This is a genomic window from Escherichia sp. MAL-1 (assembly GCF_052948035.1).
Genome location: NZ_CM129609.1, coordinates 303296 through 320186 on the forward strand (window position 1 = coordinate 303296; position 16891 = coordinate 320186).

The following is a 16891-nucleotide window of genomic DNA, read 5'->3' on the forward strand; positions in this document are numbered from 1 at the left end:
GGCACCACTTTGAGCACGACTAACCATGATCACCACATTTACGTCTTGATGGGCGTCTCAGGCAGCGGCAAATCTGCGGTCGCCAGTGAAGTGGCGCATCAACTTCATGCCGCGTTTCTTGATGGCGATTTCCTCCATCCACGGCGCAATATCGAAAAAATGGCGTCTGGCGAACCGCTGAATGACGACGATCGCAAACCGTGGTTGCAGGCGCTGAACGACGCCGCGTTTGCTATGCAGCGCACTAATAAAGTGTCACTGATCGTCTGTTCTGCATTGAAAAAACACTATCGCGACTTGCTGCGTGAAGGTAATCCGAATCTCTCTTTCATCTACCTGAAAGGCGATTTTGATGTGATTGAAAGCCGCCTGAAAGCGCGCAAAGGCCATTTCTTTAAAACCCAAATGTTGGTGACGCAGTTTGAAACGCTGCAGGAGCCGGGTGCGGACGAAACTGATGTACTGGTGGTGGATATCGATCAACCGCTGGAAGGTGTTGTGGCAAGCACCATTGAGGTTATTAAAAAAGGCAAATAAGTAGTGACTACATTAACGCTTGTTTTAACAGCAGTAGGGTCTGTTTTACTGCTGCTGTTTTTAGTCATGAAGGCGCGTATGCACGCTTTCCTGGCTTTGATGGTGGTGTCCATGGGGGCTGGCCTTTTTTCCGGTATGCCGCTCGATAAAATCGCAGCGACGATGGAAAAAGGGATGGGAGGCACCCTCGGCTTCCTGGCGGTGGTTGTCGCCCTGGGAGCTATGTTTGGCAAGATCTTACATGAAACCGGCGCAGTCGATCAGATTGCCGTCAAAATGCTCAAATCCTTCGGTCACAGCCGCGCGCATTATGCCATCGGCCTTGCGGGGCTGGTCTGTGCGCTACCGCTGTTCTTTGAAGTGGCGATTGTTCTGCTGATTAGCGTTGCTTTCTCAATGGCGCGCCACACCGGTACGAACCTGGTGAAGCTGGTAATCCCATTATTCGCAGGCGTGGCGGCAGCGGCGGCGTTCCTGGTGCCAGGGCCAGCGCCAATGCTGCTGGCATCGCAGATGAACGCCGATTTTGGCTGGATGATCCTGATTGGCCTGTGTGCGGCAATTCCGGGAATGATTATTGCCGGGCCGCTGTGGGGTAATTTCATCAGCCGTTACGTGGAGTTGCATATTCCTGACGACATCAGCGAACCGCATCTCGGCGAAGGCAAAATGCCGTCCTTCGGATTCAGCCTGTCGCTGATCCTATTGCCGCTGGTGCTGGTGGGGCTGAAAACCATTGCCGCGCGTTTTGTGCCAGAAGGCTCTACCGCTTACGAATGGTTCGAGTTTATTGGTCATCCGTTTACCGCGATTCTGGTTGCTTGTCTGGTAGCGATTTATGGCCTGGCAATGCGTCAGGGCATGCCAAAAGACAAAGTGATGGAGATTTGCGGTCACGCGCTGCAACCGGCGGGGATCATTCTGCTGGTGATTGGTGCAGGCGGCGTGTTCAAACAGGTGCTGGTTGACTCTGGCGTAGGTCCGGCACTGGGCGAAGCGTTAACTGGCATGGGCCTGCCGATAGCCATCACCTGCTTCGTGCTGGCCGCTGCAGTGCGCATCATTCAGGGTTCTGCCACCGTAGCCTGTTTAACGGCGGTAGGACTGGTGATGCCGGTTATTGAACAACTGAACTACTCCGGTGCGCAAATGGCGGCGCTGTCGATTTGTATCGCTGGTGGTTCGATTGTTGTCAGCCACGTTAACGACGCCGGTTTCTGGTTGTTCGGTAAATTTACCGGCGCGACCGAAGCCGAAACGCTGAAAACCTGGACCATGATGGAAACCATCCTCGGCACTGTCGGTGCCATCGTTGGGATGATTGCGTTCCAGCTGTTGAGTTAAGTTTGTTCGCCCGGTAGTTGTGACACTACCGGGTTCTTTTCGAAAAACTCTCCTCGTTACCCCTTCATCCACATTCGAATGCCGTCGAGGAACATCTGGGTTGCCATCATCACCAGAATCAATCCCATCAGGCGTTCAAGTGCGTTCACCCCTTTCTCGCCCAGCAGACGTAAAAATAGCGAAGACTGTAGCAGGATGACAAAGGTGCCGCCCCAGGCCAGCAGCAGAGCAATCACCAGATGTCCCATCTGATTCGGGTACTGATGAGACAACAACATCAGCGTGGCGAGAATAGTCGGCCCGGCGACTAACGGAATTGCCAACGGCACGATAAATGGCTCTTCACCTGCCGGAAGCCCGCTGCTATTTCCTGAAGCGCTGGGGAAAATCATCTTAATGGCGATTAGAAACAGAATGATGCCGCCAGAAATGGAGACGGTTTCTGCTCGCAGGCTGAGAAATGCCAGAATTTTCTCACCCGCAAACAGGAACACCAGCATCACCAGGAGAGCAATAAGCAACTCTCGCACCATGATTGCCCGCCGTCTTTTCGGTTCAGTATGTTTCAGTACGGACATGAAAATAGGCAGGTTTCCGAGCGGATCCATAATCAGGATCAATAAAACTGCTGCAGAAATGATTTCATTCATAACTCAAATTCCCTGATAATTGCCGCGGACTTTCTGCGTGCTAACAAAGCAGGATAAGTCGCATTACTGATGGCTTCGCTATCATTGATTAATTTCACTTGCGACTTTGGCTGCTTTTTGTATGGTGAAAGATGTGCCAAGAGGAGACCGGCACATTTATACAGCACACATCTTTGCAGGAAAAAACGCTTATGAAAAATGTTGGTTTTATCGGCTGGCGCGGTATGGTCGGCTCCGTTCTCATGCAACGCATGGTTGAAGAGCGCGACTTCGACGCCATTCGCCCTGTCTTCTTTTCTACTTCTCAGCTTGGCCAGGCTGCGCCGTCTTTTGGCGGAACCACTGGCACACTTCAGGATGCCTTTGATCTGGAGGCGCTAAAGGCCCTCGATATCATTGTGACCTGTCAGGGCGGCGATTATACCAACGAAATCTATCCAAAGCTTCGTGAAAGCGGATGGCAAGGTTACTGGATTGACGCAGCATCGTCTCTGCGCATGAAAGATGACGCCATCATCATTCTTGACCCCGTCAATCAGGACGTCATTACCGACGGATTAAATAATGGCATCAGGACTTTTGTTGGCGGTAACTGTACCGTAAGCCTGATGTTGATGTCGTTGGGTGGTTTATTCGCCAATGATCTTGTTGATTGGGTGTCCGTTGCAACCTACCAGGCCGCTTCCGGCGGTGGTGCGCGACATATGCGTGAGTTATTAACCCAGATGGGCCATCTGTATGGCCATGTGGCAGATGAACTCGCGACCCCGTCCTCTGCTATTCTCGATATCGAACGCAAAGTCACAACCTTAACCCGTAGCGGTGAGCTGCCGGTGGATAACTTTGGCGTGCCGCTGGCGGGTAGCCTGATTCCGTGGATCGACAAACAGCTCGATAACGGTCAGAGCCGCGAAGAGTGGAAAGGGCAGGCGGAAACCAACAAGATCCTCAACACATCTTCCGTAATTCCGGTAGATGGTTTATGTGTGCGTGTCGGGGCATTGCGCTGCCACAGCCAGGCATTCACTATTAAATTGAAAAAAGATGTGTCTATTCCGACCGTGGAAGAACTGCTGGCTGCGCACAATCCGTGGGCGAAAGTCGTTCCGAACGATCGGGAAATCACTATGCGTGAGCTAACCCCAGCTGCCGTTACCGGCACGCTGACCACGCCGGTAGGCCGCCTGCGTAAGCTGAATATGGGACCAGAGTTCCTGTCAGCCTTTACAGTGGGCGACCAGCTGCTGTGGGGGGCCGCGGAGCCGCTGCGTCGGATGCTTCGTCAACTGGCGTAATCTTTATTCATTAAATCTGGGGCGCGATGCCGCCCCTGTTAGTGCGTAATACAGGAGTAAGCGCAGATGTTTCATGATTTACCGGGAGTTAAATAGAGCATTGGCTATTCTTTAAGGGTGGCTGAATACATGAGTATTCACAGCCTTACCTGAAGTGAGGACGACGCAGAGAGGATGCACAGAGTGCTGCGCCGTTCAGGTCAAAAAAATGTCACAACCAGAAGTCAAAAATCCAATTGGATGGGGTGACACAATAAAACAGGAAGACAAGCATGTCCGATCGTATCGATAGAGACGTGATTAACGCGCTAATTGCAGGCCATTTTGCGGATCCTTTTTCCGTACTGGGAATGCATAAAACCACCGCGGGACTGGAAGTCCGTGCCCTTTTACCCGACGCTACCGATGTGTGGGTGATTGAACCGAAAACCGGGCGCAAACTCGCAAAACTGGAGTGTCTCGACTCACGGGGATTCTTTAGCGGCGTCATTCCGCGACGTAAGAATTTTTTCCGCTATCAGTTGGCTGTTGTCTGGCATGGTCAGCAAAACCTGATTGATGATCCTTACCGTTTTGGTCCGCTAATCCAGGAAATGGATGCCTGGCTATTATCTGAAGGTACTCACCTGCGCCCGTATGAAACCTTAGGCGCGCATGCAGATACTATGGATGGCGTCACAGGTACGCGTTTCTCTGTCTGGGCTCCAAACGCCCGTCGGGTCTCGGTGGTTGGGCAATTCAACTACTGGGACGGTCGCCGTCACCCGATGCGCCTGCGTAAAGAGAGCGGCATCTGGGAACTGTTTATCCCTGGGGCGCATAACGGTCAGCTCTATAAATACGAGATGATTGATGCCAATGGCAACTTGCGTCTGAAGTCCGACCCTTATGCCTTCGAAGCGCAAATGCGCCCGGAAACCGCGTCTCTTATTTGCGGGCTGCCGGAAAAGGTTGTACAGACTGAAGAGCGCAAAAAAGCGAATCAGTTTGATGCGCCAATCTCTATTTATGAAGTTCACCTGGGTTCCTGGCGTCGCCACACCGACAACAATTTCTGGTTGAGCTACCGCGAGCTGGCCGATCAACTGGTGCCTTATGCTAAATGGATGGGCTTTACCCACCTCGAACTACTGCCCATTAACGAGCATCCCTTCGATGGCAGTTGGGGTTATCAGCCAACCGGCCTGTATGCACCAACCCGCCGTTTTGGTACTCGCGACGACTTCCGTTATTTCATTGATGCCGCACACGCAGCTGGTCTGAACGTGATTCTCGACTGGGTGCCAGGCCACTTCCCGACCGATGACTTTGCGCTTGCCGAATTTGATGGCACGAACTTGTATGAACACAGCGATCCGCGTGAAGGCTATCATCAGGACTGGAACACGCTGATCTACAACTATGGTCGCCGTGAAGTCAGTAACTTCCTCGTCGGTAACGCGCTTTACTGGATTGAACGTTTTGGTATTGATGCGCTGCGCGTCGATGCGGTGGCGTCAATGATTTATCGCGACTACAGCCGTAAAGAGGGGGAGTGGATCCCGAACGAATTTGGCGGGCGCGAGAATCTTGAAGCGATTGAATTCTTGCGTAATACCAACCGTATTCTTGGTGAGCAGGTTTCCGGTGCGGTGACAATGGCTGAGGAGTCTACCGATTTCCCTGGCGTTTCTCGTCCGCAGGATATGGGCGGTCTGGGCTTCTGGTACAAGTGGAACCTCGGCTGGATGCATGACACCCTGGACTACATGAAGCTCGACCCGGTTTATCGTCAGTATCATCACGATAAACTGACCTTCGGGATTCTCTACAACTACACTGAAAACTTCGTCCTGCCGTTGTCGCATGATGAAGTGGTCCACGGTAAAAAATCGATTCTCGACCGCATGCCGGGCGACGCATGGCAGAAATTCGCGAACCTGCGCGCCTACTATGGCTGGATGTGGGCATTCCCGGGCAAGAAACTACTGTTCATGGGTAACGAATTTGCCCAGGGCCGCGAGTGGAACCATGACGCCAGCCTCGACTGGCATCTGTTGGAAGGCGGCGATAACTGGCACCACGGTGTCCAGCGTCTGGTGCGCGATCTGAACCTCACCTACCGCCACCATAAAGCAATGCATGAACTGGATTTTGACCCGTACGGCTTTGAATGGCTGGTGGTGGATGACAAAGAACGCTCGGTGCTGATCTTTGTGCGTCGCGATAAAGAGGGTAACGAAATCATCGTTGCCAGTAACTTTACGCCGGTACCGCGTCATGATTATCGCTTCGGCATAAACCAGCCGGGCAAATGGCGTGAAATCCTCAATACCGATTCCATGCACTATCACGGCAGTAATGCAGGCAATGGCGGCACGGTACACAGCGATGAGATTGCCAGCCACGGTCGTCAGCATTCACTAAGCCTGACGCTACCACCGCTGGCCACTATCTGGCTGGTTCGGGAGGCAGAATGACACAACTCGCCATTGGCAAACCCGCTCCCCTCGGCGCGCATTACGACGGTCAGGGCGTCAACTTCACACTTTTCTCCGCTCATGCCGAGCGGGTAGAGCTGTGTGTCTTTGACGCCAATGGCCAGGAACATCGCTATGACTTGCCAGGGCACAGTGGCGACATTTGGCACGGTTATCTGCCGGATGCGCGCCCGGGTTTGCGTTATGGTTATCGCGTTCATGGCCCCTGGCAACCCGCCGAGGGGCATCGCTTTAACCCGGCGAAGTTGTTGATTGATCCTTGCGCGCGGCAAATTGACGGGGAATTCAAAGATAACCCGCTGCTGCACGCCGGTCATAATGAACCTGACTATCGCGACAACGCCGCCATTGCGCCGAAATGCGTAGTGGTGGTTGATCACTATGACTGGGAAGATGATGCCCCGCCGCGCACGCCGTGGGGCAGCACCATCATTTATGAAGCCCATGTTAAAGGATTAACGTACCTGCACCCGGAGATCCCGGTCGAGATCCGTGGCACTTATAAAGCCCTGGGACATCCGGTGATGATCAACTATTTGAAACAATTGGGCATTACCGCGCTGGAACTGCTGCCAGTGGCGCAGTTTGCCAGTGAACCACGTCTGCAACGCATGGGGCTAAGTAACTACTGGGGTTACAACCCGGTGGCGATGTTTGCGCTGCATCCGGCGTATGCCTGCTCGCCAGAAACGGCGCTGCATGAGTTTCGCGATGCAATCAAAGCACTGCATAAAGCGGGTATCGAAGTCATTCTTGATATCGTGCTCAACCATAGTGCGGAACTGGACCTCGACGGCCCGTTATTCTCGCTGCGTGGGATCGACAACCGTAGCTATTATTGGATAAGAGAAGACGGCGATTATCACAACTGGACCGGTTGTGGCAACACGCTCAATTTGAGTCATCCGGCGGTGGTGGATTATGCCTGCGCCTGCCTGCGTTATTGGGTAGAAACCTGTCACGTCGATGGTTTCCGCTTTGATCTGGCGGCAGTCATGGGCCGTACGCCAGAGTTCCGTCAGGATGCGCCGTTGTTTACCGCTATCCAGAACTGCCCGGTGCTCTCGCAGGTGAAGTTAATTGCTGAACCGTGGGATATCGCTCCTGGTGGTTATCAGGTGGGAAATTTCCCGCCGCTGTTTGCCGAGTGGAACGATCATTTCCGCGATGCTGCCCGTCGTTTCTGGCTACATTATGATTTGCCTCTGGGGGCGTTTGCCGGGCGTTTTGCTGCCTCCAGCGATGTTTTTAAACGTAATGGTCGTCTGCCGAGTGCCGCGATTAATCTCGTCACCGCGCATGACGGTTTTACGCTTCGCGACTGCGTTTGCTTCAACCATAAACACAATGAAGCAAACGGAGAAGAAAATCGCGACGGGACCAACAACAATTACAGTAACAATCATGGTAAAGAAGGGTTAGGCGGTACTCTTGATCTGGTTGAACGGCGGCGCGACAGCATTCATGCCCTGTTAACAACGTTGTTGCTCTCCCAGGGCACGCCGATGTTACTGGCCGGTGACGAACATGGTCACAGCCAGCATGGCAATAACAATGCCTACTGTCAGGATAACCAATTAACCTGGTTGGACTGGTCGCAGGCAAGCAGTGGTTTAACCGCATTTACCGCCGCGTTAATCCATCTGCGCAAGCGTATTCCCGCTTTGGTGGAGAATCGCTGGTGGGAAGAAGGCGACGGCAATGTCCGTTGGCTAAATCGATATGCTCAACCTTTAAGCACGGATGAGTGGCAAAACGGGCCGAAACAGCTGCAAATTCTGCTCTCGGATCGCTTTTTGATCGCAATTAACGCCACGCTTGAGGTAACAGAGATTGTTTTACCTGCTGGGGAGTGGCACGCCATTCCCCCATTCGCTGGAGAGGATAACCCAGTGATTACGGCTGTCTGGCAGGGACCTGCACACGGATTGTGTGTGTTCCAGAGATGATAAAAAAGGAGTTAGTCATGGTTAGTTTAGAGAAGAACGATCACTTAATGTTGGCGCGCCAGCTGCCATTGAAATCTGTTGCCCTGATACTGGCGGGAGGACGTGGTACCCGCCTGAAGGATTTAACCAATAAGCGAGCAAAACCGGCCGTACACTTCGGCGGTAAGTTCCGCATTATCGACTTTGCGCTGTCTAACTGCATCAACTCCGGGATCCGTCGTATGGGCGTGATCACCCAGTACCAGTCCCACACTCTGGTGCAGCACATTCAGCGCGGCTGGTCATTCTTTAATGAAGAAATGAACGAGTTTGTCGATCTGCTGCCAGCGCAGCAGAGAATGAAAGGGGAAAACTGGTATCGCGGCACCGCAGATGCGGTCACCCAAAACCTCGATATTATCCGCCGTTATAAAGCGGAATACGTGGTGATCCTGGCGGGCGACCATATCTACAAGCAAGATTACTCGCGTATGCTTATCGATCACGTCGAAAAAGGCGCACGTTGCACCGTTGCTTGTATGCCAGTACCGATTGAAGAAGCCTCCGCATTTGGCGTTATGGCGGTTGATGAGAACGATAAAATTATCGAATTCGTTGAAAAACCTGCTAACCCACCGTCAATGCCGAACGATCCGAGCAAATCTCTGGCGAGTATGGGTATCTACGTCTTTGACGCCGACTATCTGTATGAACTGCTGGAAGAAGACGATCGTGATGAGAACTCCAGCCACGACTTTGGCAAAGATTTGATTCCCAAGATCACCGAAGCCGGTCTGGCCTATGCGCACCCGTTCCCGCTCTCTTGCGTACAATCCGACCCGGATGCCGAGCCGTACTGGCGCGATGTGGGTACGCTGGAAGCTTACTGGAAAGCGAACCTCGATCTGGCCTCTGTGGTGCCGGAACTGGATATGTACGATCGCAATTGGCCAATTCGCACCTACAATGAATCATTACCGCCAGCGAAATTCGTGCAGGATCGCTCCGGTAGCCACGGGATGACCCTTAACTCACTGGTATCCGGCGGCTGTGTGATCTCCGGTTCGGTGGTGGTGCAGTCCGTTCTGTTCTCGCGCGTTCGCGTGAATTCATTCTGCAACATTGATTCCGCCGTATTGTTACCGGAAGTATGGGTAGGTCGCTCGTGCCGTCTGCGCCGCTGCGTCATCGATCGTGCTTGTGTTATTCCGGAAGGCATGGTGATTGGTGAAAACGCAGAGGAAGATGCACGTCGTTTCTATCGTTCAGAAGAAGGCATCGTGCTGGTAACGCGCGAAATGCTACGGAAGTTAGGGCATAAACAGGAGCGATAATGCAGGTTTTACATGTATGTTCAGAGATGTTCCCGCTGCTTAAAACCGGCGGTCTGGCTGATGTTATTGGGGCATTACCCGCAGCACAAATCGCAGACGGCGTTGACGCTCGCGTACTGTTGCCTGCATTTCCCGATATTCGCCGTGGCGTGACCGATGCGCAGGTAGTATCCCGTCGTGATACCTTCGCCGGACATATCACGCTGTTGTTCGGTCATTACAACGGGGTTGGCATATACCTGATTGACGCGCCGCATCTCTATGATCGTCCGGGAAGCCCGTATCACGATACCAACTTATTTGCCTATACCGACAACGTATTGCGTTTTGCGCTGCTGGGGTGGGTTGGGGCAGAAATGGCCAGCGGGCTTGACCCATTCTGGCGTCCTGATGTGGTGCATGCGCACGACTGGCATGCAGGCCTTGCGCCTGCGTATCTGGCGGCGCGCGGGCGTCCGGCGAAGTCGGTGTTTACTGTGCACAACTTGGCCTATCAAGGCATGTTTTATGCACATCACATGAATGACATCCAATTGCCATGGTCATTCTTTAATATTCATGGGCTGGAATTCAACGGACAAATCTCTTTCCTGAAGGCCGGTCTGTACTATGCCGATCACATTACGGCGGTCAGTCCAACCTACGCTCGCGAGATCACCGAACCGCAGTTTGCCTACGGTATGGAAGGTCTGTTGCAACAGCGTCACCGTGAAGGGCGTCTTTCCGGCGTACTGAACGGCGTGGACGAGAAAATCTGGAGTCCTGAGACGGACTTACTGTTGGCCTCGCGTTACACCCGCGATACGTTGGAAGATAAAGCGGAAAATAAGCGCCAGTTACAAATCGCAATGGGGCTTAAGGTTGACGATAAAGTGCCGCTTTTTGCAGTGGTGAGCCGTCTGACCAGCCAGAAAGGTCTCGACCTGGTGCTGGAAGCCTTACCGGGCCTTCTGGAGCAGGGCGGGCAGCTGGCGCTACTCGGCGCGGGCGATCCGGTGCTGCAGGAAGGTTTCCTTGCGGCGGCAGCGGAATACCCCGGTCAGGTGGGTGTTCAGATTGGCTATCACGAAGCATTTTCGCATCGCATTATGGGCGGCGCGGACGTCATTCTGGTGCCCAGCCGTTTTGAACCGTGCGGCTTAACGCAACTTTATGGATTGAAGTACGGTACGCTGCCGTTAGTGCGGCGCACCGGTGGGCTTGCTGATACGGTTTCTGACTGTTCTCTTGAGAACCTTGCAGATGGCGTCGCCAGTGGGTTTGTCTTTGAAGATAGTAATGCCTGGTCGCTGTTACGGGCTATTCGGCGTGCTTTTGTACTGTGGTCCCGTCCTTCACTGTGGCGGTTTGTGCAACGTCAGGCTATGGCAATGGATTTTAGCTGGCAGGTCGCGGCGAAGTCGTACCGTGAGCTTTACTATCGCTTGAAATAGTTTTCAGGAAACGCCTATATGAATGCTCCGTTTACATATTCATCGCCCACGCTTAGCGTAGAAGCTCTTAAGCACTCTATCGCTTACAAGCTGATGTTTACGATTGGAAAGGACCCGGTCGTCGCCAATAAACATGAATGGCTGAACGCAACGTTATTTGCTGTGCGCGATCGTCTCGTGGAGCGCTGGTTACGTTCAAACCGTGCCCAGTTGTCGCAAGAAACTCGTCAGGTTTACTACCTGTCGATGGAGTTTTTGATTGGCCGTACGCTCTCCAACGCCATGTTGTCGCTAGGAATTTACGAAGATGTACAGGGCGCACTGGAAGCGATGGGGTTAAATCTCGAAGAGCTGATTGATGAAGAAAATGATCCGGGCCTCGGTAACGGTGGCCTGGGACGTCTGGCGGCTTGCTTCCTTGATTCTCTGGCGACGTTAGGGTTGCCGGGGCGCGGTTACGGCATCCGCTATGACTACGGTATGTTCAAGCAGAACATCGTTAACGGTAGCCAGAAAGAGTCGCCAGACTACTGGCTGGAATACGGTAACCCGTGGGAATTCAAACGCCACAACACGCGCTATAAAGTCCGTTTTGGTGGTCGCATTCAGCAGGAAGGTAAAAAAACGCGCTGGATTGAAACCGAAGAGATTCTGGGAGTCGCTTACGATCAGATAATCCCTGGTTACGATACCGACGCGACCAACACGTTGCGTTTGTGGAGTGCGCAAGCCAGTAGCGAAATTAACCTCGGTAAATTCAACCAGGGTGACTACTTCGCGGCAGTGGAAGATAAAAACCACTCCGAGAACGTATCTCGCGTACTGTATCCGGATGACTCCACCTACTCCGGGCGTGAGCTGCGCCTGCGTCAGGAATACTTCCTGGTTTCCTCGACCATTCAGGACATTTTAAGCCGCCATTATCAGTTGCATAAAACCTACGATAACCTGGCGGATAAAATCGCGATTCATCTCAATGATACCCATCCGGTACTGTCGATTCCTGAGATGATGCGTCTGCTGATCGATGAGCACCAATTTAGCTGGGACGACGCGTTTGAGGTGTGTTGTCAGGTCTTCTCCTACACTAACCACACGCTGATGAGCGAGGCGCTGGAAACCTGGCCGGTTGATATGCTGGGTAAAATTCTGCCGCGTCACCTGCAGATCATCTTTGAAATCAACGACTATTTCCTGAAAACCTTGCAGGAACAGTATCCGAACGATACCGATCTGCTGGGACGGGCGTCGATCATTGATGAATCCAACGGTCGTCGTGTGCGTATGGCCTGGCTGGCGGTTGTTGTGAGCCACAAAGTTAACGGTGTATCGGAACTGCACTCTAATCTGATGGTGCAATCGTTGTTTGCCGACTTTGCGAAAATCTTCCCGGGTCGTTTCACCAACGTCACCAACGGTGTGACGCCGCGTCGCTGGCTAGCGGTAGCGAACCCATCGCTTTCAGCCGTGCTGGACGAACACCTGGGCCGTAACTGGCGCACCGACCTTAGCCTGCTTAATGAGCTGCAACAACACTGTGATTTCCCAATGGTTAATCACGCTGTGCATCAGGCGAAGCTGGAGAACAAAAAGCGTCTGGCAGAGTATATCGCCCAGCAGCTGAATGTGGTGGTGAATCCAAAGGCGTTGTTCGATGTACAAATCAAACGTATTCACGAATACAAACGTCAATTGATGAATGTGTTGCATGTGATTACCCGCTATAACCGCATCAAGGCCGACCCGGATGCGAAGTGGGTACCGCGCGTGAATATTTTTGGCGGTAAGGCGGCTTCGGCCTATTACATGGCGAAGCACATTATTCATTTGATCAATGACGTAGCGAAAGTGATCAACAACGATCCGCAGATTGGCGACAAGCTGAAAGTCGTGTTCATCCCGAACTACAGCGTTAGCCTGGCGCAGTTGATCATTCCGGCGGCCGATCTGTCTGAACAGATTTCGCTGGCGGGGACGGAAGCTTCCGGCACCAGTAACATGAAGTTTGCGCTTAACGGTGCGCTGACTATCGGTACGTTGGACGGTGCGAATGTCGAGATGCTGGATCATGTCGGTGCTGACAATATCTTTATTTTTGGTAACACAGCGGAAGAAGTGGAAGAACTGCGTCGTCAGGGCTACAAACCGCGTGAATACTACGAGAAAGATGAGGAGCTGCATCAGGTGCTGACGCAAATCGGCAGCGGTGTATTCAGTCCGGAAGATCCGGGTCGCTATCGCGATCTGGTTGATTCGCTGATCAACTTCGGCGATCACTACCAGGTACTGGCGGATTATCGCAGCTATGTCGATTGTCAGGATAAAGTCGATGAACTCTACGAGCTTCAGGAAGAGTGGACCGCAAAAGCGATGCTGAACATTGCCAATATGGGCTACTTCTCTTCTGACCGTACTATCAAAGAGTACGCCGATCATATCTGGCATATTGATCCGGTGAGATTGTAATTTCACTAATAAATAGAACGGGGCCAAAGGGTCCCGTTTTTTTCGCCATCATTTCGGAAAAGTGTCCAGAAGGGGCAAGGGGACTCGGGGAGTATAATTTCGCCATTCAGAAAGAATGGAAAGAATAATGCAAAACAGAAAATGGATTTTGACCTCGCTGGTAATGACTTTTTTCGGCATCCCCATTCTGGCGCAGTTTTTGGCGGCGGTTATTGCCATGCTGGGTGTCGGACTTGCCGGTATTATTGAAGTTTGTAATATCTTTATCACGCCAACAATTTACCTTCTGCTCAACGTCTTTATGCTGACGCTGGGGGCGATAATAATATTTTTCTCTGGTCGCGTGTGGGCCGGTGATAGCGCGCCAGAAAACAGAGAAATAGCCGTCTGGCGGCAATGCTTTTTTCTCTTACCCGCGCTATTAACCCTGGTTGGCTGGATAATCACGCTACATCTGGCAGATTATCAATTTCGCCAGATGGGAGCTGGTTGGTTGGCAAACCTTATGCTTCCCTGGTTGGGCGTTTTTTTAGTCTCATTAGTGGGTGGTGAGTACTGGTGGATGGTCATTATTCCCGTTGGGGCGCATATCAGTTTTTCGCTGGGATACGCCTGGCCGACCAGATATCCTTTATCCGGCACGTCCGGACTACGTTGCCGTAACTTACTCCTGTTTCTACTTCTCTTACTTGGTATTGTCGCCGGGTATCAGGCCCATTTATATAAGCAGCAAAATCCTGGTGTCGGTGTACGCGAAAATATTGATATCTGGGCCTGGCGACCCGATAAACTCAATAATCGACTGACGCCGCTGCGTGGCAAACCGCAAATTCAGTTTAGGCAAAACTGGCCGCGAATCGATGGCGCCACGGCTGCGTACCCAATTTATGCTTCTGCATTTTATGCATTAAGTGTAATACCAGAGGATTTTCACGTTTGGGATTATCTGGAAAACTCTCGTACGCCAGAAGCATATAACAAAATCGTTAAGGGCGATGCTGATATTATTTTCGTGGCGCAACCTTCCGGTGGGCAAAAAAAACGTGCAAAGGAATCTGGTGTCACTTTGCTGTACACCCCCTTTGCCCGTGAAGCATTCGTTTTCATCGTCAATGCGGATAATCCGGTTAATTCCCTGACTGAACAACAGGTGCGTGACATTTTCAGTGGTGCAATTACCAATTGGCGTGCTGTTGGCGGTAACGATCAGGAGATCCAGACCTGGCAGCGCCCGGAAGACTCTGGCAGCCAGACAGTGATGCAATCACAGGTCATGAAAAATGTCCGCATGATCTCGCCGCAGGAAACGAAAGTGGCAAGCGTGATGGAGGGAATGATTAAAGTCGTTGCCGAATACCGTAATACAAACAACGCAATAGGCTATACCTTCCGCTATTACGCGACGCAAATGAATGCTGATAAAAATATAAAATTGCTAGCGATTAACGGTATTACACCGACGGCGGAAAACATTCGCAACGGCAAATATGCGTACATCGTCGATGCATTTATGGTGACGAGAGAAAATACAACGTCAGAAACACAAAAACTGGTCGAATGGTTTTTAACGCCGCAGGGGCAGAGTCTGGTAGAAGATGTGGGATATGTGCCGCTGTATCCAACAATGGAATAACGCTCGAGAGAAAGGAATCAGCGAGATGAATAAATTCACCGGTGTTTTACTATTAGGCACGGCGTTACTGGCGGGATGTGTCGACCGGGAAGGGTACTATAACAGCGTTAGGGAAGAAGAGAGCCATGGACTGACGTCTCTGCGGGGGCAACCTGCATTACGTTACAGCGATGATTGGTCAAGATGGCCGAGAGTGTACGGCGCTACAGCCTTATACCCGCTGTATGCCTCCGCGTATTATAAATTAGTACCCGAGCCAAAAGATAAGGATCGAACCTCGCTGGCCTGGCAGGCGTATGGTTTGCAGCAAACCCGAACAGCTGAAGCCTACGATAGTCTGATTAAAGGTTCCGCGACGGTTATTTTTGTTGCACAACCGTCGGAAGGACAGAAAAAACGTGCAGAAGAAGCGGGTGTTAAACTGAAATATACCGCTTTCGCCCGCGAAGCCTTTGTCTTTATCGTTGATATTAATAACCCGGTAAATTCTCTCTCTGAGCACCAGGTTAAAGATATTTTTAGCGGCAAAACTAGCCGCTGGAATAAAGTAGGTGGTAGTGACGAACATATAAAAGTCTGGCAGCGCCCTGAAGATTCTGGAAGCCAAACGATTATGAAGGGGTTGGTTATGCAAGACACCCCAATGCTGCCAGCTAAAAAATCCACTGTGATTGATCTTATGGGCGGTTTAATTACTGAAGTTGCCGACTATCAAAACACGCCATCTTCCATTGGGTACACCTTCCACTATTACGTCACTCGTATGAATGACAATATGCTCAAAATGCGCAAGCAGATTAAACTTTTGGCTATAAATGGCGTTGCGCCTACCGAGGAAAATATCCGCAACGGCACTTATCCATACATTGTGGATGCCTATATGGTGACGCGTGAAAATCCCACGCCGGAAACGCAGAAATTTGTTGACTGGTTTATAAGTCAGCAGGGGCAACAGTTGGTAGAGGATGTGGGGTATGTGCCGCTGTATGAAGCATCCCCCGAATCATCAGGACAATAATGATGAATATAATCAGACTTTATATTTATCCGTTATTTCTCGGCTTTGTTATTGTGCCGTTGTTGGTGTGGCCGATGGTGGTTGCGCTGGCTGCTTGTATTATCACGCTGAGTTTTCTGGGGGAAATGCTGTTCTCAATCCCGCTCATGATCAGGCGTATTTCACTTCTGCAATTACAACTTTGGTTATCGGCTGAATATGCGCTTTTCTTCTGTGTAATGTGTTGCGTTGGTTGGCAATTTACTCGTAGAACTCAATCTGAATTGAAAAGCAGGCTCCATTGTTGGTTGGTATTCGCACCGGTCTATTTATGGTTGATCCTCTGGAATATCATTTTTTACATCGCGCCAGCGAAAATTGCGTTGCTGGAAAGTATCCGCAATTTCTTTCTGCTTGTTGTCTGGCTACCCCTGAATTTTTCGCCATTTTGGCCTCAGCCGTGGACGGATTTTATCGGTCCAATAAGCGCACAGCTTGGTTTTGCGTTGGGATATTATTGCCAGTGGCGCAGCAAAAATAGATGCCAGATACGGAAGTTGAGTGAGTGGGGAACGTGCTTAAGTTTTGTTACGTTGGGTATGATGGCGTGGGCTTTGCGGTAATTCCCTGAATCAAAAAGTAGGTCAGATTGTTGACAACGTGGCGCTTTGTTCATGCCTGATGCGGCGCGAACGCCTTATCAGGCCTACAAAATCATGCAAATTCAATATATTGTATAAACAACGTAGGCCAGATAAGCGTAGCGCATCTGGCAGTTTTTTGGTTTGTCATCA

12 protein-coding genes are annotated in these 16891 nt (G+C 51.5%); 11 read left to right on the forward strand and 1 reads right to left on the reverse strand.

Annotated features, from left to right (window positions below):
- The first annotated feature begins 9 nt into the window (after positions 1 to 9).
- Both gntK and gntU read left to right on the forward strand, forming a co-directional pair.
- On the forward strand, positions 10 to 537 hold the full coding sequence (gene gntK, locus ACU8XX_RS01430; RefSeq protein ID WP_000108330.1) for a gluconokinase: 528 nt from the start codon (positions 10 to 12) through the stop codon (positions 535 to 537).
- Positions 538 to 540: 3 nt separating this feature from the next.
- Entirely contained in the window at positions 541 to 1881 is a 1341-nt protein-coding gene (gene gntU, locus ACU8XX_RS01435) for a gluconate transporter (protein WP_000210111.1), read from the forward strand.
- A gap of 56 nt (positions 1882 to 1937) precedes the next feature.
- On the opposite strand, the gene yhgN is transcribed toward gntU, so the two are convergent.
- Complete coding sequence (yhgN, locus tag ACU8XX_RS01440) at positions 1938 to 2531, reverse strand: NAAT family transporter YhgN (protein ID WP_001002544.1); 594 nt, start codon at positions 2529 to 2531, stop codon at positions 1938 to 1940.
- Positions 2532 to 2722: 191 nt separating this feature from the next.
- Here yhgN and asd point away from each other — a divergent pair, with 191 nt between their 5' ends.
- The 9 genes from asd to ACU8XX_RS01485 all read left to right on the forward strand — a co-directional run bounded on the left by asd (position 2723) and on the right by ACU8XX_RS01485 (position 16720).
- Entirely contained in the window at positions 2723 to 3826 is a 1104-nt protein-coding gene (gene asd / locus ACU8XX_RS01445; protein ID WP_000799956.1) for an aspartate-semialdehyde dehydrogenase, read from the forward strand.
- Positions 3827 to 4098: 272 nt separating this feature from the next.
- Positions 4099 to 6285 carry a 1,4-alpha-glucan branching enzyme gene (glgB, locus tag ACU8XX_RS01450; protein ID WP_001283723.1) on the forward strand — a complete coding sequence of 729 codons (2187 nt, stop codon included), beginning with the start codon at positions 4099 to 4101 and terminating at the stop codon, positions 6283 to 6285.
- Positions 6282 to 8255 (forward strand): glycogen debranching protein GlgX, encoded by a 1974-nt coding sequence (gene glgX, locus ACU8XX_RS01455; RefSeq protein WP_000192533.1) that lies wholly within the window; start codon positions 6282 to 6284, stop codon positions 8253 to 8255. The genes glgB and glgX overlap by 4 nt, the downstream gene beginning before the upstream one ends.
- A gap of 17 nt (positions 8256 to 8272) precedes the next feature.
- Positions 8273 to 9568 (forward strand): glucose-1-phosphate adenylyltransferase, encoded by a 1296-nt coding sequence (glgC, locus tag ACU8XX_RS01460; RefSeq protein ID WP_000253975.1) that lies wholly within the window; start codon positions 8273 to 8275, stop codon positions 9566 to 9568.
- Positions 9568 to 11001, forward strand: a complete 1434-nt coding sequence (gene glgA / locus ACU8XX_RS01465) for a glycogen synthase GlgA (protein ID WP_001197646.1) — start codon at positions 9568 to 9570, stop codon at positions 10999 to 11001. The genes glgC and glgA overlap by 1 nt, the downstream gene beginning before the upstream one ends.
- 18 nt (positions 11002 to 11019) lie before the next feature.
- A complete protein-coding gene (glgP, locus tag ACU8XX_RS01470; protein ID WP_000993449.1) occupies positions 11020 to 13467 on the forward strand; it encodes a glycogen phosphorylase in 2448 nt (815 codons plus the stop codon).
- Positions 13468 to 13591: 124 nt separating this feature from the next.
- Positions 13592 to 15100 (forward strand): PstS family phosphate ABC transporter substrate-binding protein, encoded by a 1509-nt coding sequence (locus ACU8XX_RS01475; protein ID WP_122987552.1) that lies wholly within the window; start codon positions 13592 to 13594, stop codon positions 15098 to 15100.
- 25 nt (positions 15101 to 15125) lie between these two features.
- Positions 15126 to 16118 (forward strand): PstS family phosphate ABC transporter substrate-binding protein, encoded by a 993-nt coding sequence (locus tag ACU8XX_RS01480; RefSeq protein ID WP_001032214.1) that lies wholly within the window; start codon positions 15126 to 15128, stop codon positions 16116 to 16118.
- A complete protein-coding gene (locus ACU8XX_RS01485) occupies positions 16118 to 16720 on the forward strand; it encodes a hypothetical protein (RefSeq protein WP_000981057.1) in 603 nt (200 codons plus the stop codon). Before ACU8XX_RS01480 ends, ACU8XX_RS01485 begins: the two co-directional genes overlap by 1 nt.
- The last annotated feature ends 171 nt before the right edge of the window (positions 16721 to 16891 follow it).